This is a genomic window from Armatimonadota bacterium, from assembly GCA_031459765.1.
GTDB classification, from domain to species: domain Bacteria; phylum Sysuimicrobiota; class Sysuimicrobiia; order Sysuimicrobiales; family Kaftiobacteriaceae; genus Kaftiobacterium; species Kaftiobacterium secundum.
Genome location: JAVKHY010000006.1, coordinates 110,561 through 130,217, shown reverse-complemented (window position 1 = coordinate 130,217; position 19,657 = coordinate 110,561). Strand labels below are relative to the sequence as shown.

General features: G+C 68.4%; 20 protein-coding genes. 13 read left to right on the top strand and 7 right to left on the bottom strand.

Features of this window, described 5'->3' with window-relative positions:
* The coding region (locus QN141_09180; GenBank protein ID MDR7558650.1) for a hypothetical protein at window positions 1–535 on the top strand (535 nt) is incomplete at its 5' end.
* Between the two features lie 11 nt (window positions 536–546).
* On the opposite strand, the gene QN141_09175 is transcribed toward QN141_09180, so the two are convergent.
* Window positions 547–1,263 (bottom strand): protein-L-isoaspartate(D-aspartate) O-methyltransferase, encoded by a 717-nt coding sequence (locus tag QN141_09175; protein MDR7558649.1) that lies wholly within the window; start codon window positions 1,261–1,263, stop codon window positions 547–549.
* Window positions 1,264–1,319: 56 nt separating this feature from the next.
* On the opposite strand from QN141_09175, the gene QN141_09170 reads away from it, so the two are divergent.
* Window positions 1,320–2,357: a UDP-glucose--hexose-1-phosphate uridylyltransferase gene (locus QN141_09170; protein MDR7558648.1), complete on the top strand. Its 1,038-nt coding sequence runs from the start codon at window positions 1,320–1,322 to the stop codon at window positions 2,355–2,357.
* A 6-nt stretch (window positions 2,358–2,363) separates the two neighbouring features.
* Here the strand turns inward: QN141_09170 and QN141_09165 are convergent, their stop codons facing one another.
* On the bottom strand, window positions 2,364–3,365 hold the full coding sequence (locus QN141_09165; protein MDR7558647.1) for a LacI family DNA-binding transcriptional regulator: 1,002 nt from the start codon (window positions 3,363–3,365) through the stop codon (window positions 2,364–2,366).
* A 619-nt stretch (window positions 3,366–3,984) separates the two neighbouring features.
* Here QN141_09165 and lsrK point away from each other — a divergent pair.
* From lsrK to QN141_09130, 7 genes are all read left to right on the top strand, one after another.
* Window positions 3,985–5,544: an autoinducer-2 kinase gene (gene lsrK, locus QN141_09160; GenBank protein MDR7558646.1), complete on the top strand. Its 1,560-nt coding sequence runs from the start codon at window positions 3,985–3,987 to the stop codon at window positions 5,542–5,544.
* A gap of 10 nt (window positions 5,545–5,554) precedes the next feature.
* The gene (locus tag QN141_09155; protein ID MDR7558645.1) at window positions 5,555–6,217 is read left to right on the top strand and encodes an L-ribulose-5-phosphate 4-epimerase; all 663 of its coding nucleotides are present in this window, start codon (window positions 5,555–5,557) and stop codon (window positions 6,215–6,217) included.
* Window positions 6,218–6,293: 76 nt separating this feature from the next.
* The gene (locus QN141_09150) at window positions 6,294–7,652 is read left to right on the top strand and encodes a sugar ABC transporter substrate-binding protein (protein ID MDR7558644.1); all 1,359 of its coding nucleotides are present in this window, start codon (window positions 6,294–6,296) and stop codon (window positions 7,650–7,652) included.
* An 85-nt stretch (window positions 7,653–7,737) separates the two neighbouring features.
* Window positions 7,738–8,592: a sugar ABC transporter permease gene (locus tag QN141_09145; protein ID MDR7558643.1), complete on the top strand. Its 855-nt coding sequence runs from the start codon at window positions 7,738–7,740 to the stop codon at window positions 8,590–8,592.
* The gene (locus QN141_09140) at window positions 8,589–9,446 is read left to right on the top strand and encodes a carbohydrate ABC transporter permease (GenBank protein MDR7558642.1); all 858 of its coding nucleotides are present in this window, start codon (window positions 8,589–8,591) and stop codon (window positions 9,444–9,446) included. The genes QN141_09145 and QN141_09140 overlap by 4 nt, the downstream gene beginning before the upstream one ends.
* Before the next feature lie 25 nt (window positions 9,447–9,471).
* Window positions 9,472–10,896: an L-fucose/L-arabinose isomerase family protein gene (locus QN141_09135; protein ID MDR7558641.1), complete on the top strand. Its 1,425-nt coding sequence runs from the start codon at window positions 9,472–9,474 to the stop codon at window positions 10,894–10,896.
* The gene (locus QN141_09130) at window positions 10,896–11,897 is read left to right on the top strand and encodes a M24 family metallopeptidase (protein ID MDR7558640.1); all 1,002 of its coding nucleotides are present in this window, start codon (window positions 10,896–10,898) and stop codon (window positions 11,895–11,897) included. Before QN141_09135 ends, QN141_09130 begins: the two co-directional genes overlap by 1 nt.
* 6 nt (window positions 11,898–11,903) lie before the next feature.
* Here QN141_09130 and QN141_09125 read toward each other — a convergent pair whose 3' ends face one another.
* Complete coding sequence (locus QN141_09125) at window positions 11,904–12,551, bottom strand: O-methyltransferase (GenBank protein ID MDR7558639.1); 648 nt, start codon at window positions 12,549–12,551, stop codon at window positions 11,904–11,906.
* A gap of 86 nt (window positions 12,552–12,637) precedes the next feature.
* On the opposite strand from QN141_09125, the gene QN141_09120 reads away from it, so the two are divergent.
* The 4 genes from QN141_09120 to QN141_09105 all read left to right on the top strand — a co-directional run bounded on the left by QN141_09120 (window position 12,638) and on the right by QN141_09105 (window position 14,744).
* Complete coding sequence (locus QN141_09120) at window positions 12,638–12,958, top strand: YtxH domain-containing protein (GenBank protein MDR7558638.1); 321 nt, start codon at window positions 12,638–12,640, stop codon at window positions 12,956–12,958.
* 164 nt (window positions 12,959–13,122) lie between these two features.
* On the top strand, window positions 13,123–13,488 hold the full coding sequence (locus tag QN141_09115; GenBank protein ID MDR7558637.1) for a metalloregulator ArsR/SmtB family transcription factor: 366 nt from the start codon (window positions 13,123–13,125) through the stop codon (window positions 13,486–13,488).
* Between the two features lie 63 nt (window positions 13,489–13,551).
* Entirely contained in the window at window positions 13,552–14,019 is a 468-nt protein-coding gene (gene arsN2 / locus QN141_09110; protein ID MDR7558636.1) for an arsenic resistance N-acetyltransferase ArsN2, read from the top strand.
* Complete coding sequence (locus QN141_09105) at window positions 14,016–14,744, top strand: methyltransferase domain-containing protein (protein MDR7558635.1); 729 nt, start codon at window positions 14,016–14,018, stop codon at window positions 14,742–14,744. The genes arsN2 and QN141_09105 overlap by 4 nt, the downstream gene beginning before the upstream one ends.
* Here QN141_09105 and proC read toward each other — a convergent pair.
* The 4 genes from proC to QN141_09085 all read right to left on the bottom strand — a co-directional run bounded on the left by proC (window position 14,741) and on the right by QN141_09085 (window position 19,651).
* On the bottom strand, window positions 14,741–15,562 hold the full coding sequence (proC, locus tag QN141_09100) for a pyrroline-5-carboxylate reductase (protein ID MDR7558634.1): 822 nt from the start codon (window positions 15,560–15,562) through the stop codon (window positions 14,741–14,743). The two genes, QN141_09105 and proC, sit on opposite strands and share 4 nt — an antisense overlap.
* 302 nt (window positions 15,563–15,864) lie before the next feature.
* Window positions 15,865–18,102 carry a hypothetical protein gene (locus tag QN141_09095; GenBank protein MDR7558633.1) on the bottom strand — a complete coding sequence of 746 codons (2,238 nt, stop codon included), beginning with the start codon at window positions 18,100–18,102 and terminating at the stop codon, window positions 15,865–15,867.
* Window positions 18,103–18,195: 93 nt separating this feature from the next.
* The gene (mutM, locus tag QN141_09090) at window positions 18,196–18,984 is read right to left on the bottom strand and encodes a bifunctional DNA-formamidopyrimidine glycosylase/DNA-(apurinic or apyrimidinic site) lyase (protein ID MDR7558632.1); all 789 of its coding nucleotides are present in this window, start codon (window positions 18,982–18,984) and stop codon (window positions 18,196–18,198) included.
* Window positions 18,977–19,651 carry a hypothetical protein gene (locus tag QN141_09085; protein MDR7558631.1) on the bottom strand — a complete coding sequence of 225 codons (675 nt, stop codon included), beginning with the start codon at window positions 19,649–19,651 and terminating at the stop codon, window positions 18,977–18,979. Before QN141_09085 ends, mutM begins: the two co-directional genes overlap by 8 nt.
* Window positions 19,652–19,657: the final 6 nt, after the last annotated feature.

The window sequence follows — 19,657 nt, the reverse complement described above, 5'->3', positions numbered from 1 at the left end:
CGGGACGGTCCTGGTCTACTTCCTGCTCCTGGGAGCCGGCTATCTCTTCGTGGAGATCCCGTTGATGCAGCAGGGCATCCTCCTGCTCGGCCATCCCACCTACGCGGTTTCCGTGGTCCTGTTCGGGCTGCTGACGGCGTCCGGTATCGGAAGCGCGCAGTCGGGGCGGTTGCTGCGCCGCCTGCCCCACCTGCTGGGTGGGCTGGCCGGGGCCCTCCTGCTCACAGCCCCGGGTCTAGGTGCTCTGGTGCACGGAGCTCTCGGCCTTCCCCTCGGTCTGCGCGTCGTCCTCACCCTGGCCGTGGTGGTCCTGCTCGGCGTGCCCATGGGGGTCCCGTTTGCGGCGGGGATCCAGGTCATCGCCCGCCGGGCGGAGGTTGTGCCCTGGGCCTGGGCGGTCAACGGGTGTGCCTCCGTGCTCAGCGCCACCGGCGCGGTGCTGGCGGCGCTGCAGGGAGGGTTTCCGGTCGCCCTGGGCTGCGCCGCCGTGGCGTACGGCCTGGCCGCGGTGGCAGCGGTTGGGCTCCGCCGGTAGCCCCGTCCCCACTACCGGCGCCTGAGGGGGACGAACAGCACCGGCCCCAGGTTCTCGAAGCGGTTCTGGTCTCCGCGTCGTGTGATGAGCCACATGGTCTGCACGAGGCCCGGAGGGCCGACCGGCACGACCATGCGCCCGCCGTCCTTGAGCTGGGCCAGCAGCGGCGGCGGGACGTGGTCCGGAGCAGCGGTGACCAGGATGGCGTCAAAGGGCGCCGCCTCCGGCCACCCGAAGTAGCCGTCGGCGGTGCGGGTCAGCACACCGGTGTAGCCGAGTCGGCGCAGCCGGTCCCGGGCCTGCCGGGCCAGCGGCTCAATGATCTCCACGGTGTAGACCTGATCGGTGATCTCCGCCAGCACCGCCGCCTGGTAGCCCGATCCGGTGCCGATCTCCAGGACGCGCGTCCCCGGCCGGACCCGCGCCCGTTCCGTCATCAGGGCGACGATGTACGGTTGCGAGATGGTCTGGCCGTAGCCGATGGGCAGGGGGTGGTCGCCGTAGGCGTCGTCCCAGTACCGCCGCTCGACGAAGAGGTGGCGCGGTACGGTGCGCATCGCCTGCAGCACCAGGGGATCGGCGATGCCGCGGGCGACGAGCTGCGTTTCCACCATGCGGAGGCGGCGGGCCGCAAAGGGGTCCGGCGCCGGCGCTGCCGCGGTGGAAGCCCGGCCGGCGACCGACAGCGCCCAGAAGGCAAGGCAGGCCAGCAGGGGATACAACCGCATGCTATCGGCCGGGAAGATTTCCCAGGCCGATAATAGCATTGGGAGGCTTGCCCGCAATGTTCGAGTTTCCACACCGGCGGTACAATCCCCTTACCGGCGAGTGGGTCCTGGTGTCGCCGGCTCGGACCAGGCGTCCCTGGCTCGGGGCACGAGAGGCCATACCTCGCGGCGCACTGCCCCGATATGACCCCGGGTGCTATCTCTGTCCCGGCAACGTACGGGCTGGCGGCGCCCGCAATCCGGCGTACACGGGCACCTATGTCTTCGACAACGATTTTCCGGCCCTCACGCCCGGCACGCCGAGCGGAGTCCTGCTGGACCATCCATTGCTGCAGGCCACAGGCCAGCCGGGGATCTGTCGCGTGCTGTGCTTTTCTCCCCGCCATGATCTGTCGCTGGCGGAGATGTCGATCGAGGAGATTCGCGGTGTGGTGGAGATGTGGGTCGCGCAGATCGATGAACTGTCGCGCCGCTACCGCTGGGTCCAGGTGTTCGAGAACAGGGGGGAGGCCATGGGCGCCTCCAACCCCCACCCGCACGGCCAGGTCTGGGCGCACGATCTGCTGCCCAACGAGGCGGTCAAGGAGGATCGGCAGCAGCGCCTGTATCACCAAGAGCGCGGCGTGCCGCTGCTGGTGGACTACGCGGCCCTCGAGGCGGAACGGCGGGAGCGCCTGATCGCCGAAAACGCCGATTGGCTCGTCGTTGTGCCCTTCTGGGCTGTCTGGCCCTTCGAGACACTCCTCTTGCCCCGGCGTCACCTGCCGCGGCTGCCCGATGCGACGGCGCAGGAGCGGTCAGGCCTGGCGCAGATCCTCAGGCGTCTGCTGACCCTGTACGACACACTCTTTAACGTCCCATTTCCTTACTCCATGGGCTGGCACGGCGCTCCGGGCGGAGATAACCCCGGGCACTGGCAGGTGCACGCTCACTTCTACCCGCCGTTGCTGCGGTCGGCGACGGAGCGAAAGTTTCTCGTGGGGTACGAGATGCTGTCGGAGGCGCAGCGGGACCTCACGCCGGAGGAGGCCGCGGAGCGGCTGCGCGCGCTTCCCTCCGAACAGGACGAAGATCAGGCGGGGGGAACGAGGTGACGGTGCCTACGCCGTCCCTCGGATCACGAGTTCGGGCGCGAGGACGCTGAAGCCCACCTCTTCCGCCTCAGTGCGTCCCATCATGCCGATGAGCATCCGGGTCGCGACCTGGCCCAGGCGCGTCTTGGCGATGCGGACGGTGGAAAGCCCGGGCTCGACAAGATCGGCCAGCTCGATGTCGTCATAGCCCATGACCGCCACATCGGCGGGGATCGTCCGCCCCGCCTGGCGCAACGCCTTCATCGCCCCGAGGCTGACATAGTCGCTGAAGCAGAAGGCGGCGGAGAACCGCAGGGCGGCCGCCAGGGCCTGTTGAACCGCGGCGTATCCGCCGCCGGGCCGGGCGTCCGTGGAGATCACCATGGCCGGGCGGAAGGGCACGCCCGCCTCCTCCAGGACGTCGCGGTATCCTTCAAGACGCAGCCTGGCGCTGGAGTTGTAGGGGGGACCGTTGAGGTACAGGATGTCGCGATGTCCGCGCTGGATCAGGTGGCGGACGGCCAGACGGGCGCCCTCCCGGTCATCATTGATCACCGCGGGCGCATTCAGGCCCTCGAAATACCGCGCCAGAAGGACGAAGGGGATGCGCCGTTGCAGCAGATAGCGGATCGCATCGTCGGATCGCTGCGTGGGGGAAATCAGGATCCCGTCGACCTGGCGTTCCACGAGGGTCCGCACGGCCTGCATCTCCCGGTCCAGGCGTTCCTCCGAACTGGCCAGGATGATACTGTAGCCGTTCTCGGCCGCGGTGCGTTCGATCCCTTCGGCCACCTCGGCGAAGAAGGGGTTGGCGACATCGGCCACGAGGACGCCGATGGTTGCCGTGCGACGCTCCCGCAGCCCGCGGGCCAGCCGGTTCGGCCGATAGTCCAGGCGATCGGCCACGGCCCGCACCCGACTGCGTGTCTGCGCGCTGACGTCGGGTTTGCCGGCAAGCGCCCGCGAGACCGTATTTACCGACACGCCAGCCTCGCGGGCAATGTCGTGCAGCGTGACAGGACCTCGCACGCCGGGGCTCCGTGCAGGCATGGACGGGCCGCTTCCCACCCTTTCCAGGTCCTGATCCCCAATACTGACCGCGTCCCGGGACTTCCCTGTCGCGGCCGCCATGACCCATTATTCGCGGTAACGTTACCGACCTTCCTGCAGATGATGAGATGGCGAACCCTCGCGTCCTCGGACGAGGGTCCACTGCCTCAGAAAATGGCCAGGAATCCCCAGGAAAACATGCAAAATCCGAAATGCTGCGCCTTCAGGGGTTCACCTGGCGGTCCAGCAGGAATATCAATAGTCTAGCAAGAATACCGTTAACGTTCATATCCATCAACGCGGTGTGTTCCTCCGGGCGAGGTCGACGAGCGGTACCCCCGCTCACGGGGGGGGGACCTCGAACGGACGGGACATCCCGCAGCGGGGTCTTCCAGTTGCTTCGCCGCACGGCGGAGCCGGGGGATGGCAATGAAGACCTTGCGGCTTCTCCTTGCCGCGGTCGTCGTCGCTTCCCTTGACTTTACCCTCACCACACCGGCGACGACGGCTGCCGCGCGACGCGCGGTCGTCCGGCGCTCCTGTGGCACGCTTGAGGGCGTGCCTGTTGACTGGGCATCGTGAACGTCTGAGGGTAGCGATGCCGAGATATCTGCTGACGGTTGACGCCGGCACCGGCAGCGGCCGGTGCGTGATCTTCGATCTTGACGGCCGGCAGGTGGCCATGGCGCAGCGGGAGTGGGTCCCGCGATCCCTGCCGGAATACCCGGGCAGTCAGGAGTTCGACACGGAAGAGGCCTGGGCCATCCTGAGCGACTGCATCCGACGGGCCGTGGCCGCCGGCGGTATCAGGCCGGAGGAGATCGCCGGCGTCACGGCCACCTCCATGCGCGAAGGGATGGTCCTCTACGACGCCGAGGATCAGGTCCTCTGGGCCTGTCCGAACCTCGACGCCCGCGCCACCCGCGAAGCCGAGGAGATGATCCGGGCGGGGCTCGCCGACGAGATCTACCGTATCGGCGGGGACTGGGTGAATATCATCGCCCCGCCGCGATTCTGGTGGTTGCGCCGACACAGAGCCGACATCTACTCCCGCATCGCCCGGATGAGCATGCTCTCCGATTGGGTGCTGTTCCGGCTGACCGGCCGGATCGTGACAGATCCCACCATTGGCAGTAGTTCAGGGCTGTTCGACCTGACCCGACGCACCTGGAGCCAAGAGCTGATCGAGCGTCTCGATCTGCCTCGCGGGATCTACCCGCCGGTGTTCGAGTCCGGCACCGTCGTGGGCGAGGTGATGCCGCGTGCGGCGGAGGCCACCGGGCTCCGTGCGGGGACACCGGTCGTCACCTCCGGCGCCGACACCCAGTGCGGGCTGGTGGGCGTGGGCGCGATCACCCCGGGGAGCTGGGTGGTGGTGGGAGGCACGCAGTGGCAGACCGCGGTGATCACCGACCGCCCGCTGATCGATCCCCAGGCCCGCCCCCGCACCCTCTGTCACGCCGTCCCAGGCCAGTGGATGACGGAGGGCATCGGCTTTTACCACGGGTTTTCCACCCGCTGGTTCCGGGACGCCTTCTGCCAGAGCGAGGTGGAGCTGGCGCACCGTCTGGGCGTGGATCCTTACTGGGTGCTGGAGAAGATGGCCGAGCAGGTCCCGCCCGGCAGCCATGGGCTCATTGCCATCTTCTCCGACGTGATGGTGGCCCGGCGCTGGAAGCACGCCGCCCCGTCCTTCCTCCAGTTCGACGTGCTCTCCCCTCACACGTCCGGCAAGAAGGAGTGTTATCGCGCATTGGAGGAGAACGCGGCCTACGTTTCCTACGGGAACTACCTCGTGCTGACCGAGCTCGCCGGCCGGTCGGCGAGCGAGCTCGTCTTTTGCGGAGGCTCGTCCAAAGGGTTCCTGTGGCCGCAGATCATGGCCGATGTCTACGGGATCCCAGTGAAAGTCCCCGTCGTCAAAGAAGCCACCTCCCTGGGTGCGGCGATGATCATGGGCAGGGCCCTCGGTTTCTATTCCAGTCTGGAGGAGGCCACGGCGCAACTGGTGGCCTGGGAACGGCGCTTCGACCCCAGCCCCTCCGCCCATGCCGCCTACCAGGAACACTATCGCCGCTGGCGGGCCGTCTATCCGCGGATGCTACAGCTGGTGGACGAGGGGCTGCTGGCGCCGATGTGGCGCGCCCCCGGGACGTGAGCGATCTGTGCTGCTCGCTGCGCTGCGCGAGGAAGTGTACGCGATGCACCTCGAGCTGGTCCGATGGGGATTGGTCTCCTGGACCAGCGGGAACGTGAGCGGGCGAGATCCGGACTCCGGCCTCGTCGTGATCAAGCCCAGCGGCGTGCGCTACGAGGAGCTCCGTCCCGATCTCCTGGTAGTCGTGAACGCGGACGGGCAGACCGTGGAGGGGACGCTCGCCCCGTCGGTGGACACCGCCACGCATCTATTCCTGTACCGGCGGTTGCCGCGGATCGGCGGCGTCGTTCACACCCATTCTCCCTACGCGACGGCGTTCGCGGCGCTCAAACGGGCCATACCCGTCTACCTCACCTCAATGGCCGATGTGTTCGGAGGTCCGATCCCGTGCGCGGAGTACGCGCCGGTGGGGACAGAGGCCATCGGAGAGGCGGCTGTCCGCTTCCTGCACTCCAGCCCGGTCGTGCTCCTGGCGCACCACGGCGTGCTGGCCGTCGGAGAGACCCCCACAGCGGCAACACGCGCCGCGGTGCTGACGGAAGACGCGGCGCGGATCTGCTACCTGGCGCTGCAGATGGGGAAGCCGGAAGAGCTCCCCGCCGACGAGGTGAGGCGGGCATACGAGTTCCACCGGAGCCGGTACGGCCAGCGCAACGCTGAGGCTCATCGGTAGGAGGTGTCCAGGGCCAGCCCAGGCCGGCCACCCGCACCAGACGCAGTGAAGATCGCGGTAGGAGGAGGGAGGAACGATGGGTCCGACCAAGCGCCGGTGGCTCACGGTGGTCACCGGTCTCGTGGCACTCCTCTTGGCGGCGCCGCTGCGTCCGGCCTGGACCCAGGCGCCGGTTACGCTCAACGTCTGGGCGTCGCCGGACAACGCCGACGCGCTCGCCGACATCGGCCAGCGCTTCACGCAGGCGAATCCCACCATCAAGATCACGGTCACCCCGATCTCCTGGGAGGTGCTCTATCCCCGCATGCTGGCGGATATCGCCAGCCGCACCGGGGCCTTTGATGTGGCCACCTGGGACGTGATGACGGCCGGGGCGATGGCGCCGGGGTTCGTCGATCTGGCCAAGTTCCGCGAGGACAATCCCCGGCTGGTCGATCCGGCTTACGATCTGAAGGACTTCCATCCGACCATCTGGCACATTGGAGGGGTCTGGGCCGGGAAGAACATCGGCATCCCCTTCTACAACAACACGATGCTGTTTTACTATCGGAAGGACCACTTCGCCAACCCGACGCTGCAGGCCAAGTTCAAGACGCAGTACGGACGCGACCTGAAGCCGCCCACGACCTGGCAGGAAACGGTGGATGTGGCGAAGTTCTTCACGAAGAAATTCAACCCCGACTCGCCTACGGACTACGGAATCGCGCTGATGTTCCCCCGCACCCACACCCTGTTCTACATGTACGTTCTGTTCTTCGCCCCCTACCGGCGCAGCCAGGACGGCCTGAAGAAGTTCGGGCCGGTGGACCTGGATTACGGCGACTACTTCACGGCGAAGAAGGAACCGGCCTTCGCCACGCCCGAAGGGGTCAAGGCCGTCGAGGACATGAAGGCGCTCCTGCCCTACAGCCCCGATCCGCTGGGCGCCGACTACGGCGAGACCCTGGAGTCCTTCGCCCGGGGCACGGTGGCGATGGTGCCGCAGTGGACCGGCGTCTGGGCCGCCTTCCGCGAAGCCGCAGCCCTGAAGCCGATTGAGCAGAAGGTCGGCGTGGCCCTGATGCCCGGCGGCCACTCGGTGAGCGGCATCTGGGGCCTGGGCATCAACGTGGCCAGCAAGCACAAGCCCGAGGCCTTCCGCTTCCTGCAATTCGCCACGAATAAGGCGAACGACAAGGCGAAATTCATCAAGTTCGGCGTGGCCCCGGCGCGCATGTCCACCCTCAAGGACCCCGAGGCGCGCCGGCTCGACCCGCGGGTCCCGGTGCTGGAGGCCACCTATCCCACCCAGGGATATCGTCCCCGGATTCCTCAGGAGCCGAAGCTCGAGGACATCACCGTGGGCGTGCTCTCCGAGATGCTGGGAGGGAAGCGCCCGATCACCGTGGCCGAGCTGGCCAAGCTGGCCGATGAGTGGGCCAAGCTCCTCAAGTAGGCCGGTCCTGTGGGGCGGGCCGCGGTCCGCGGCCCGCCCCCACGCGCCGCTCCGCCGTCCCCGCCGTTTCCGCCTGGCGTTCTGGATGATCCTGCCGCTGGTCGCGCTGCTGGTCGGGCTGAGCGCCTACCCGTTCGTCTATATGCTTTACATGTCGGCGCACACCTACAACCTGGCGCAGTGGACCCCGCCGCGCTACGTCGGGACGGCAAACTTCGTCCAGATGGCCCGGGACTCCACGATGCGGGCGTCGCTGGTCTTCACCGGTCTGATGGCGGGGATCGCCCTGCCCGTCGAGCTGCTCCTGGGGCTGGGCCTGGCGCTGCTCCTGCGCGGCGTCGTCGGCGAGCGGGTCTGGCGCTCGCTCCTCCTGCTGCCGATGATGATCCCCGCGGTGGTGGCGGGCATCGCCTGGAAGATGCTCTACAACTTCGAGTTCGGTCCGGTGAACTACGCGCTCTCCAAGTTCGGGCTGGAGCGGATCTCCTGGCTGGGAGATTTCACCGCGGCCCGTATCGGGCTCATCATCATCGACATCTGGCAGTGGACGCCTTTTGTCTTCCTGGTGCTGTATGCCGGCCTGCAGAATGTCCCCCGGGACCTGGTGGAGTCGGCGACCGTGGACGGCGCCGGGGGCTGGGCCGTAACGCGGTTCATCGAGCTGCCCTTTCTCGCGCCCCTCATCTGGGTGGTTCTCATCGTGCGCCTGATCGACATCCTTAAACTCTTCGACATCGTGTACATGACGACGTTCGGCGGACCGGGGTCGGCCACGCATCCGCTGAGCTTCTATATCTACAAGGTCGGGGTCTCCTTCGGATGGGATGTCGGCTACGGCTCGGCCCTGAGCATGCTCCTGCTGGCGGTCATCACGCTCCTGACCAACGTTCTCATCCGGATCCTGCACATCGACCGTCTGCTGGAGCTGGAACGGGCATGAGGGAGGGCGCTCAGGCCGTGGCCAAGCTCGTGATCACACTGGCGGTCATGGTGTTCTTCCTCTTTCCCGTCTACTGGCTGGTGACCACTGCCTTCAAGCCCGGCAGCGATTGGTTCCGCTGGCCGCCGATGATCATTCCCCAAGCTTTGACCCTCGATAACTTCACGGGAGGCGGCTCGGGGATCTACGGTGGCGGCGGCGGCACGACGGCGATCGAGAACATCGTACCCTATCTGCGCAACAGCGTGGTGGTGGCGCTGGGCACGGCGCTCATCTCCACCTTTGTGGCGGCGTTGGCCGGATACGCCATCTCTCGGTTCAAAATTGGAGGGATGCCCTTCGTCTCGTGGATCATCTCCGTGCGTATGCTGCCGCCCATCGCCGCCGCGCTGCCCCTCTACGTGACCTTTCGCCTGCTGCACCTGCTCGACACCTGGTGGGCGCTGATCCTGGTGCACCTCACCTTCACCACGCCTTTTGCCGTGTGGGTGCTGATCTCGTTCTTCAACGAGATCCCGCGCGAGCTCGATGAGGCGGCCTTCGTGGACGGCGCCACGCCCTTCGCCACCTTCTGGCGGGTCGTCCTCCCGCTCTCGGCGCCCGGATTGGCGGCCATGATGACCCTGAGCTTCGTGCAGAGCTGGGGCGAATTTCTGCTGGCCCTGATCCTGACCTCGACGGCCCGAGCGCAGACGCTGCCCATCTACCTGGGCCGGTACATCACCGGTTTCCGTGTGGCCTGGGGACCGCTGGCCGCGGCCGGCCTGGTGACGATGCTGCCCGTGGTGGTGTTCTCCTTGCTGATGCAGCGTTATCTGCTCCGGGGCCTGACCTTCGGGGCCGTGAAGGGCTAGACCGAATGGTACGGAGGCGGTGGATATGAGCAGGACGACGCTGGGACTGATCGTGGGCAACCGGGGGTTCTTCCCCGATCACCTGTGCGAGCGTGGCCGGCAGGAGATCCTGCAGGTGCTGGCCGAGGAGGCGATCGACGTCATCACCCTCGATCCGGAACAGACCAAACTGGGGACCGTGGAGAGCTGGGAGGACGCGAAGAAGTGCGCCGCGCTCTTTCGGGTCCACCGTGAAGAGATCGCCGGCATTGTGGTGACGCTGCCCAACTTCGGCGACGAGAGGGCCGTGGCTGACGCACTGCGCCTGGCCGGGCTGCGCGTCCCGGTGCTGGTCCATGCCTTTCCCGACGAGATCGGGCAAATGACCATCGCCAGCCGGCGCGACAGCTTCTGCGGCAAGATCTCGGTGTGCAACAACCTGACCCAGTACGGCATCCCCTTCTCCCTCACTCGCCAGCACACCGTGGCGCCGCAGACGCCGGCGTTCCGTCGGGATCTCCGGGAGTTCGTCGCCACCTGCCGGGTGGTGCGCGGGCTGCAGGGGCTGCGCGTCGGACTGGTGGGGGCCCGGCCGGCGGCCTTCAACACGGTCCGGTTCAGCGAGAAGCTGCTGGAAGGGGCGGGAATCTCCGTCATCACCCTCGATCTCTCCGAGGTCCTGGGTCGGATCGCGCGCCTCGGGGACGACAGCCCGGCGGTGGCGGCGCGCCTGGACGGCATCCGCGCCTACGTACGGACCGAAGGGATTCCTTCGAGCGCGCTGGTGAAGATGGCCAAGCTCGGCGTCGTGCTCGACGAGTGGATGAGCGTCAACGGGCTGCGGGCCAGCGCCATTCAGTGCTGGACCGCCCTGGAAGAGTATTTGGGCGTGGTGCCGTGCACGGTGATGAGTATGATGAGCAACGCGATGATGCCCAGCGCCTGCGAGACGGATGTCGCCGGAGTGGTGGCCATGTACGCGCTGCAGCTGGCCGCAAACCAACCCAGCGCGATCGTGGACTGGAACAACAACTATAAGGACGATCCAAACCGGGCAGTGATCTTCCACTGCAGCAACCTACCGCTGACGATGTTTGAGGAGGCGACGATGAGTTACCAGGAGATCATCGCCGGGACGGTGGGCCGGGAGAACACCTTCGGCACCATCGTCGGCCGGCTGCGCCCGGGTCCGCTGACCTTTTGCCGCTTTTCCACCGACGATCGCGCCGGCACCATCGCCGGCTACATCGGCGAGGGGCGGGTTGTGGAGGAGTTTCTACAAACCTTCGGCGGGTATGCCGTCGTGGAGATCCCGGAGATGCAGGATCTCTTGCGCTTCATCTGCCGGAACGGGTTCGAGCATCACGTGGCCGTGACCCTGGCCTCTGTGGCCGGACCCGTTTACGAGGCCACCACCCGCTACCTGGGGTGGCGGATCCACCGGCATGGAGGATCGGTGGGGGGGCACTGATGGTCCACGCCGACGCCTGGAACCAGCTGCAGGGGTGGATGGCGGCGCAGGGGATGGAGCGTCTGTGGTTGTACCGGCCGGAGAACTTCGCCTGGCTGACCGGCGGCGACAGCACCGTGGTGGCTGGCGAAGGCGTCGCCTGGCTCGAAGCGACACGCGATGAGCTGGTGATGCACACCTCGGTGATCGAAGCCGCCCGCCTCGCCGAAGAGGAGGCTCCGGGGCTTCGCCCGATCTCCTATCCCTGGCATGCGCTACCGCCTCTCCAGTATCCCAACGATCTCGAGCACGACCTCACGTCCCTACGTCTGGTCCTGCCCGGGCGCGCCTGCGAGCAGTTCCGGACCCTTGGACGGGAGACGGCGATGGCCTTGGGCGAGGCCGTCCGCGAGGCCCTGCCTGGGTGGAGCGAGCGGCGGCTGGCCGCCGTCATTGCGGAGCGCCTGACGGCCAGAGGCATCCAGCCCGTGGTCCTGCTCGCCGCCGGCGAGGATCGCCTCTTCCGTTATCGGCATCCTCTGCCGAAGGATCGGCCGCTCGGAAGGTTATGTCTGGCCGTGGTGTGCGGCCGCCGCCACGGCCTCGTCGCCAATGTGACCCGGATGCGGAGCTGGGGCCACCCGGAGGTCGCCGGTCTGTACGAGCAGGTGTTGGCGGTAGAGGCGGCGGCCCTGGCGGCCACGCGGCCAGGAGCAACCCTGGCCCACGTGCTGGAAGCCGTCCGCTCAGCCTACGAACGCCTGTCGCGCGCCGCAGCCTTCGAGGAGCACCATCAGGGGGGACTCGCCGGGTACCGCCCGAGAGAAATCGTGGCCACACCGGCCACGCACGTCGAACTCGGGCACGGCATGGCCGTCGCCTGGAACCCATCACTGCCCGGGGCGAAGGTCGAGGATACCTTCCTGATCACCGCCGAGGGCCTGGAAAACCTCACGCTGGACCCGTACTGGCCCGTCGTGAGCGTCGCCGGGCGGGAGCGCCCGGCCGTCTTCCAGGGCTGACGCCGGTCACCGTTCCTGGCGGCAGGCGATCAGGAGGCCGTCCCGGATGGGGACCAGGGTCGTCGCCCAGCGGGGATCGGTGGTCAGGAGCCTGGTCAGCTCCCGGACCCCCTCCGTGGCCGGCGTCCGATCGCGGCGATCGAACACGCGGCCGCCCCAGAGCCCGTTGTCCACGATGAGGGCACCGCCGGGGCGCAGCTTCTCGGCGATCACCGCGAGAGAGGCCGGGTACGCCGACTTGTCGATGTCGTTGAAGATCAGGTCGAAGGGCCCCGGAGTCTCCCGCAGGATCGCCACGGCTTCGCCGACGCGATACTCGACCACATCGTCGAGGTCCAGCGCGCGCAGGTGCCGTCGCCCCCGCTGCGAAAGCTCCTCATCCCACACGACGTGGAAGACCGTTCCGCCGCCGTTGTCCTTCACGGCGCGCGCGAACCACGCCGTGGAATAGCCGTACCCCGAGCCCATCTCGAAAACGCGCCGCGCGCCCGTCAGGCGGGCCAGCACGTAGCAGAACTGTCCCGCCGCCGGTCCTATAATGGGGAACCCGGCCTTGCGTCCGTAGGTTTCCATCGCCGCGAGTTCTCTCGGGCGGGGAGGAACGAGGTCGTCCAGGTATCGGGCGAGCACGGGAGCCACCAGCTCATGCGCCATGGCCAACCTCCACCGCGACAGTGCGGGAATGCGTGTGTGGTGATGCTAGTATAATGGAAGTGGCGAGACGAGGAGGGATGGCCGTGGTGGGACGGAGAGAGTTCTGGACCGGTATGATCGTCGGGAGCCTGGTCGGGATCGGACTGGGGGTGCTGTTTGCCCCGCGGTCAGGCCAGGAGACGCGGCAGCGGATCCGGAGCGGCGCGGAGACCGTCGGCGATCGTCTCCGCTCCACCGCCGGGGGGCTGGGCGAGCGCGTGCGCGAGACGGCCGACGACCTGACCCGGCGCGGCCGATCGATTGTGGAAGAGGGGTCGCGGCGGCTGCGCGTGGCCTACGAGCGCGGGCGAAAGGGACTCACCCCCGAGGAGGTCCCCGCCGGGCCCGGAGACGGCCAGCAGAGCTGAGGCTTCGGGAAACGCCTCTGCTCCCCAACTCGTACGGACTGCCCGACGCGAGCGAGCTCGCGTCGGGCAGTCGTCTGTCCGGCCCCCCTCATCGCTGCAGGCCCGGCCGTTGGTGGGCCAGAAATGCATTGACAACTTTCGATTTATAGAGTATCCTGTGCGCCGTGGCGGTGGCGAAGGAAGCCGATCGGGAGGCGGTGCACCGGGCCTGCTGTGACGACCAGTGCCTGACCGCCGTGGCCGGAACCCGGTTCGACGAGCGCCGGATCGCACACGCCGCGACGGCGTTCCGCGCCCTGGGGGACGAGATCCGGCTCAAGATACTCACCCTCCTTTCCCGCCACGACGCCCTGTGCGTCTGCGAGATCCAGCAGGCCTTCGAGGTCGGACAGCCCACCATCTCCCACCACCTGCGGGTGCTTCGCGAGGCGGGGCTGGTCGATGTCACGCGGCACGGGATCTGGGCCTACTATGCCCTGCGCCGGAACGCCATCAAAGCCCTGATCCAGGAACTCGTCGGCGCGATTTAGCAGGGACACGGACCGAATTTATCGAAGGTTATCGATGGAACGACGGCTCCTCCTGAGGACCCGATGGTCGGCGTGACGATTCGGGACGCGCAGGCGGCCGATCTGGCCGCGATCCGGCATCTGCTCCGGGAAGTCGGCCTGCCCACCGCCGGGGTGGCCGAGCACATCGCCGGCTTTGCCGTGGCCGAAGAGGCGGGCCGGATCGTGGCCGCAGCGGGGCTGGAAAGGTACGGTCGAACCGCGCTGCTGCGCTCGGTGGCCGCCGCCCCCGCCTACCGCGGCCGGGGGATTCCGGGCGCGCTCGTGACGAGGTTGCTCCGGCGCGCCGTCGGGCAGGGAGTCGCGGAGGTCTTCCTGCTCACGACCGACGCCGCCGGGTATTTCCGGCGATTCGGGTTCGAACCGGTGGCGCGGGAGGAGGTGGCTCCCGACGTGCGGCGGTCCACCGAGTTTGCCGATGCGTGCTGCGTGACGGCGCAGGCGATGCGGATGCGTCTTGAGGCGGTCGAGGGGAGGAGGTCGCGGTCATGATTCCGCCGGAGCAGATCCGACGGCAGGTGCGGGCACACTACGCCGCGCGGGCCGGCGGCGGGTGCTGCGGAGAAGGCCCCCTGGCCTCGGGCTGTTGCGGGGCCCCTGAGGTCTCTGCGGGCGAGGAGGTGCTCGAGCACTTCAGCGGTCCCTCGCTGGGCTGCGGGAGCCCCCTGGAGTACGCGGGGGTGCGTTCCGGGGAGGTCGTGGTCGACCTCGGATCAGGGGCGGGGCGAGAGGTGCTGCTGGCCGCCCGCCAGGCCGCTCCCGGGGGATATGCCGTCGGCGTGGACATGACGCCGGAGATGGTCTGGAAGGCGCGGGAGAACGCCGAGCGCACCGGGATCGCCAACGCCGAGTTTCGATTGGGCGAGATCGAGCACCTGCCGCTGGCCGACTGCAGCGCCGACGTCGTGATCAGCAACTGCGTGATCAACCTCGTCCCCGACAAGCGGGCCGCGTTCCGGGAGGCGTTCCGCGTCCTGCGGCCGGGGGGCCGCCTCGTCGTCTCCGACATCGTGACCCGCGGCCCGATCCCGGAGACCGTGCGCCGGTCCATGGAGGCCTGGGCGGCCTGCGTCGGCGGCGCACTGGACCTCGACGACTACCTGGCCGCGATTCGCGCCGCGGGGTTTGTGGACGTGGAACCCGTGAGCACGGGGACCGGGACGGTATTCAGCGTCACGGTCAGAGCCCGCAAGCCGGCTGCCGAAGCCGCAGGTTAGCCGAACTCCTCCGCCATCTCGCGGGCCCGATCGGCGGCCCGGCCGACCGCTTCCCGGACCGCGGCGGCGAATCCCCGGTCCTCCAGGGCCCGCAGCGCCGCCATCGTCGTGCCGCCCGGCGAGGTGACCCGCTCCCGGAGCTCACCCGGATCCTCCCGCGAGGTCTCCAGCATGCGCGCCGCCCCCACCAGGGTCTGGATGGCCAGCCGCCGCGCCAGCGGTGCCTCCAGCCCGAGCTCGGTGCCCGCGTGGATCATCGCTTCGATCAGCCGGTAGACGTAGGCCGGTCCGCTGCCCGACAACCCGGTGATGACGTCCAGGAGCTCTTCCTCCACGGTGATCACGTCGCCCACGGCGCGGAAGATCGCTTCGGCCGTGGACAGGTGCGCGGCGCCGGCGCGCGTTCCTGCGGCCAGCGCCGTCGCCGACTCCTGCACCGCCGCGGAGGTGTTGGGCATGGCGCGGACGACGGCGGCGTCGGGGAACGCGGCCTCGATGGTCCGCAGGGGAACTCCGGCGGCCACCGAGATGACCAGGTGGTCGCGGCGCACCAGACCGTCCAGCTCTCGGAGGACCTCGCTCATGTCCTTTGGTTTCACGGCCAGGATCAGGACCGATGCGGCGCCGGCGATCTCCCGCTTGCTGCGCGTGACGGTGATTCCGTACTGGTTGCGCAACGCCTCCAGCCGGGCGTCGTTGCTCCGGTTCGTCGCCCACAGGTGCGCCGGGGCCACCACGCGTTCGCCCAGCAGGCCCCGCACCAGGGCGCCGGCCATGTTGCCCGCGCCGATGAATCCGATCACGCTCGTGATGCCCACTCCGGCCACCTCCGCCGAAAATGAAAGGCGCCCTCCGCCTCAAGGGCGGAAGGGCGTCCGCGGTACCACCTTGGTTCCCACCCGCCCGGCAGCGGCGGATGGGCTCTCGCTGCCCGGTATCGGCGGGCGCCGGCCGCTCGTCGCGACACGCTCAGGGGTGGGTTCGGAGGGCTTCTGCGGCGCCGTCTTGCACCCGATGGACGGCGCTCGCTCGCGCAGGGTCTCCTCCTACATTCCCCGTCACGGCGATAGTGCCCGTTACTTTACCATGCCCGGCTGGCGGGCGCAAGGCCCTCCAGCGGCTAGTCAAAGAGGCGCAGCAGGAGGACGCGTTCGCCCCGGCCGGCGACGCCGAATTTGGCCACGATGGTCTTGCCGTCGGGCCCGAACTCGAAGTCCGCGGCGACGGTCCCCTCGCCGGCGGCCGGCGACTCGTTGTACCAGGTCAGCCGTCGCTTGCCCCGGCCGTCGGGGGCCATGGTCCAGTAGTCCAGGCGCAGATCCCGGGGATCCTTGCGCATGGCGATCCCCTCGCTGCTGGCCCAGACGATCGCCCGGCCGTCGGGCGTGAAATGGGCATGCTCGTCCCACTCTCGATTCTGGGTCAGGCGCAGCAGACGTCCCGAACGCAACTCGTAGCTGTAGATCTCCAGGTCGAAGTAAGTTCCTCCCCGCGGCACGCCGGAGAACAGGAGTCGGCCGTCGTCCGGCGAGAAGCTGTGCGTCTCGTAGAGCTGGAGCCCGCCCGGCTGCACCGTCCGGACGTTCGTGACGCGGGGCGCCCCATCGACGAAGGTCACCTCTGCGATCTTGATCGCCCACTGCCCGCCCAAACCGCGCCTCCCCGGATCGACGACCTCGCTCCAGACCAGAGTCCGGCCGTCGTGGGAGAACCGTGGGTGCAGCACCCCGCCCCCCGTCCCGACATTCGTCACCTTCCAGGCGCGAGCGCCGTCGGCGGAGATGATCCAGATGTCGTTGTGGATGCCGATGCCGGGCGTGCCGAGGTAGCGCTCCTGCGGTCCTCGATGCGACGAGACCGCCGGATTGTGCGCCTGCAGCACCAGGTAGTCGCCCGACGGATGCCAGGCCGGGTTCCCCCGGTGCGAACGGGGCAGGGCGCGCTGCCCGCAGGTCAGGCAACGGGACTCCGTGCCGTCCGGCCGGATGGTGGAGATCTCGTAGGATCCGTCCGGCCCGATGTGATCGTAGGCGATGAGATCTCGGACATGCGACCAGGCGACGCGCCCTCCGTTTTCGACCAGCACCCGGGAGGGGCGCGCCGATCCCGGGGTCGAGGAAGGCGCCGTCGGCGGGGGAGGGGCTCCCGAGGCGATCAGCGTCTTGTACGTCAGCCCGGTCTGGGTAAAGCGGCCCGCCGCCAGCGCCTCGCCCGCGGCGCGCGTGGAGAGGGCGGCGAGGTCCCGGGGCGCGAGGCCCTTCGCCTGCTCGAAGTCCAGGTATGCGGAGAAATACTTCGTCCAGTAAGGGGAGAAGAAGGCCAGCCGCTCCGCATGGGCGAAGGTCACCATGACCTCCAGGAACTTCTGATCCAGCGGCTCCCAAAACGAAAAGGCGTCGCGGCCGAAGATCTCCTCGGACGTGACGCCTCGGGACAGTTCCGCGCTGCCCGCTTTGTACAGCCAGGCCTCCGTCATCGCCACCGCCTTGCCGGCACGCTTCGCGATCCACGCGACGGTCACGGCACGGTCCAGGTAATCCCGGTTCACCGGATACACATGGATGTCGATGAAGTCCACGCCGGTCGCGGCAAAGGCCTGCGCCAGGGCATCGTACTGCCGGTGCCACGTCCCCACGCCCGCGCCCACCCGGATCTCGGTGAGGCCGGCGCGGCGTAGGGCGCTGAGGACGGAGGTCACGAGGCGCACACTGTTCGCCGCCGTGTCCATGGGCAGCCCGGTCTGGTCCGCCTCGGTGTCGGGTTCCATGACCACGGACAGGTAGTCGGGCCGCAGTTCCCGGGCGATGGTGAGGGCGACGTCGGTGCGGCCGCGGATGTACTCGTCGAGAGAGAGGCGGCGGTAGAACGACCCCACGTCCCACGTCGTCCAGCCGCCCTTGCTGAAGATGGCCTGCGACTTGACGATGAGCTTCATGCCGCGCCTGCGGACGGCCGCGGCCACCTGCCGGTACGCCGCGAGGTACGCGGCGTGCTCCTCAGCGCTGCGGTAGAAGGGGCGGTACAGCATGGGGAAGCTGATCTGGACCGTCGCGGCCTGGAGGCCCAGGGTCTGAAAGGCATCCAGGGAGGTCTCCACCCTTTGCTCGCGTCCCGGGCGGATCAGCGCCTCGCCGACGTGCCCGTTGGCGGCTAACAGTTCCCCGCTGAACAGCACCGGTGCTCTCGTCCCATCCCATCGGGCCCGCAGCGCGGCCTCGAACCGCGCCAGCTGTCCCTGGAGCTCATCATAGATCCCCACATATTGGCGTGGCACAGAGGTCGGCGCACCGAATATCGGCGCGGCCAGCGCCAGGACGCACACCGCCGTCATCATGGAGAGGAAGTGCCGCATGATCACGCCATCCTCATGGAAGGTGACGGAAACATGATCCTCCGACACGGTGCCCCCGTCCCAGCAGGTATAGACGGGAACCAGAGGACTCCGGTTGACCTAGCGCTGGCAGCGCGGGCAGAAGTAGGTCGTGCGGCCGGCGATCCGGGCGACCCGCAGGGTCCCGTGGTCGCGCGGGCACCGCCCGCCGCGTTCGCGGGCGTCGAGAAAGACCCCGACGGCCCCTCCGTACCGGGGGAGGAGCCGGACCGCACGGTCCAGGACGCGGCGGATGATGCGGTACAGGGCGGCGATCTGCTGCGCCGACAGCGTATCGACGGACCGGCCCGGGTGCAGCCGGGCCTGCCAGAGGATCTCGTCGGCATAGAGGTTGCCGATGCCGGCGATGAGGTCCTGACGCAGGAGCAGCACCTTGAGCCCCATCCGGTGCCCGCGGACCAGCTGGCGAAATCGCGCCGGGGTGAACTCCGGTCCCAGCGGCTCCACGCCCAAAGTGGCCACTCCCCGCAGGTGCTCCAGCTGGCGCGGCGTGACCAGGTCCATGTGCCCGAACCGTCGGAGGTCGATGAAGCGGAGGTGGACCCCGTTGACTTCGAAGAGCACACGCGTGTGGGGATGGAGCGGCGTCCGGGCCACCGTGACTTCGAAGTCTCCGGTCATCCGCAGGTGGACGGCGAGGGTCAGATCGCCGGAGAGGCGGATCAGCAGGTATTTGCCGCGGCGATCGACGTCCAGCACCCGCCGGCCGGGCAGCAGGCGCGTGAAGGTCACCGGATCGGGATGGCGGACGGTGGACGGGGTGAGCAGGCGGACCCCGCGGATCCGGCGGCCCCGCAGGCGCCGCCGCAGTCTGCGGGCCAGGGTCTCCACGTCGGGGAGTTCAGGCATCGCGGGGCAGCGGCATCCACCGCTCGCGGCCGGAGTAGATCTCGATCACCGGACCTTTGGGGTGCCGGCGGCGGTACTCGGTGAACCGGGCCAGCAGCCGCCGGTACCGGGCCTCTGAGCTGCGCAGCGGCCGGTGCGGGATGTCGATGAGGAACTTCTCCACCTTCCACATGTTCTTCGGGTTGAACCGCCAGTCGTAGTCGCCGAGATCGCGCAGATCAACCAGCTGGTAGCCGGTGAGGCGTCCGGTCCAGTCCACGTAGGGGTCGAAGTAGCTCCAGGCCAGCGCGCGGAGGGTCCGGAACACGGGCCGACGTCCGTGCAACCCGGCGTCCCGCGAGCGGGCGACCGACCCCCAGCGCCCTCGACGGCGGAAGACGAAAATGACGTGATCCAGGTTGTCCTGGGATTCGAAGCTCAGCACCAGCGGCGGATAGTGGTGCTGTTCCAGGATCACGGCCGCGACCAGCGCCGCCTCCAGGCAGTGCGCGGTGCCGCGGCGGATCACCTGACGGAAAGAGCGGAGCGTCTCCGCCCGCCTTTCGTAGTTGTAGGGCAGGGCGTTCAGGAACCGCTGGACCTGCTCGGGCGTGCGGTGTCGCCGGATGATGGCCCACTCTTTCGGGGTGAACGCCTCCTTCGGCGGCGGGCCGGAGTAGGAACCCACGGCCGG

Excerpts from the sequence above, each read along its gene's own strand:
- QN141_09150 (MDR7558644.1), top strand. The coding sequence starts at position 6,294 with ATGGGTCCGACCAAGCGCCGGTGGCTCACGGTGGTCACCGGTCTCGTG.
- lsrK (MDR7558646.1), top strand. The coding sequence starts at position 3,985 with ATGCCGAGATATCTGCTGACGGTTGACGCCGGCACCGGCAGCGGCCGG.
- QN141_09130 (MDR7558640.1), top strand. The coding sequence starts at position 10,896 with ATGGTCCACGCCGACGCCTGGAACCAGCTGCAGGGGTGGATGGCGGCG.
- QN141_09170 (MDR7558648.1), top strand. The coding sequence starts at position 1,320 with ATGTTCGAGTTTCCACACCGGCGGTACAATCCCCTTACCGGCGAGTGG.
- mutM (MDR7558632.1), bottom strand. The coding sequence starts at position 18,984 with ATGCCTGAACTCCCCGACGTGGAGACCCTGGCCCGCAGACTGCGGCGG.
- QN141_09140 (MDR7558642.1), top strand. The coding sequence starts at position 8,589 with ATGAGGGAGGGCGCTCAGGCCGTGGCCAAGCTCGTGATCACACTGGCG.
- QN141_09125 (MDR7558639.1), bottom strand. The coding sequence starts at position 12,551 with ATGGCGCATGAGCTGGTGGCTCCCGTGCTCGCCCGATACCTGGACGAC.
- arsN2 (MDR7558636.1), top strand. The coding sequence starts at position 13,552 with ATGGTCGGCGTGACGATTCGGGACGCGCAGGCGGCCGATCTGGCCGCG.
- QN141_09145 (MDR7558643.1), top strand. The coding sequence starts at position 7,738 with ATGATCCTGCCGCTGGTCGCGCTGCTGGTCGGGCTGAGCGCCTACCCG.
- QN141_09135 (MDR7558641.1), top strand. The coding sequence starts at position 9,472 with ATGAGCAGGACGACGCTGGGACTGATCGTGGGCAACCGGGGGTTCTTC.
- QN141_09105 (MDR7558635.1), top strand. The coding sequence starts at position 14,016 with ATGATTCCGCCGGAGCAGATCCGACGGCAGGTGCGGGCACACTACGCC.
- QN141_09175 (MDR7558649.1), bottom strand. The coding sequence starts at position 1,263 with ATGCGGTTGTATCCCCTGCTGGCCTGCCTTGCCTTCTGGGCGCTGTCG.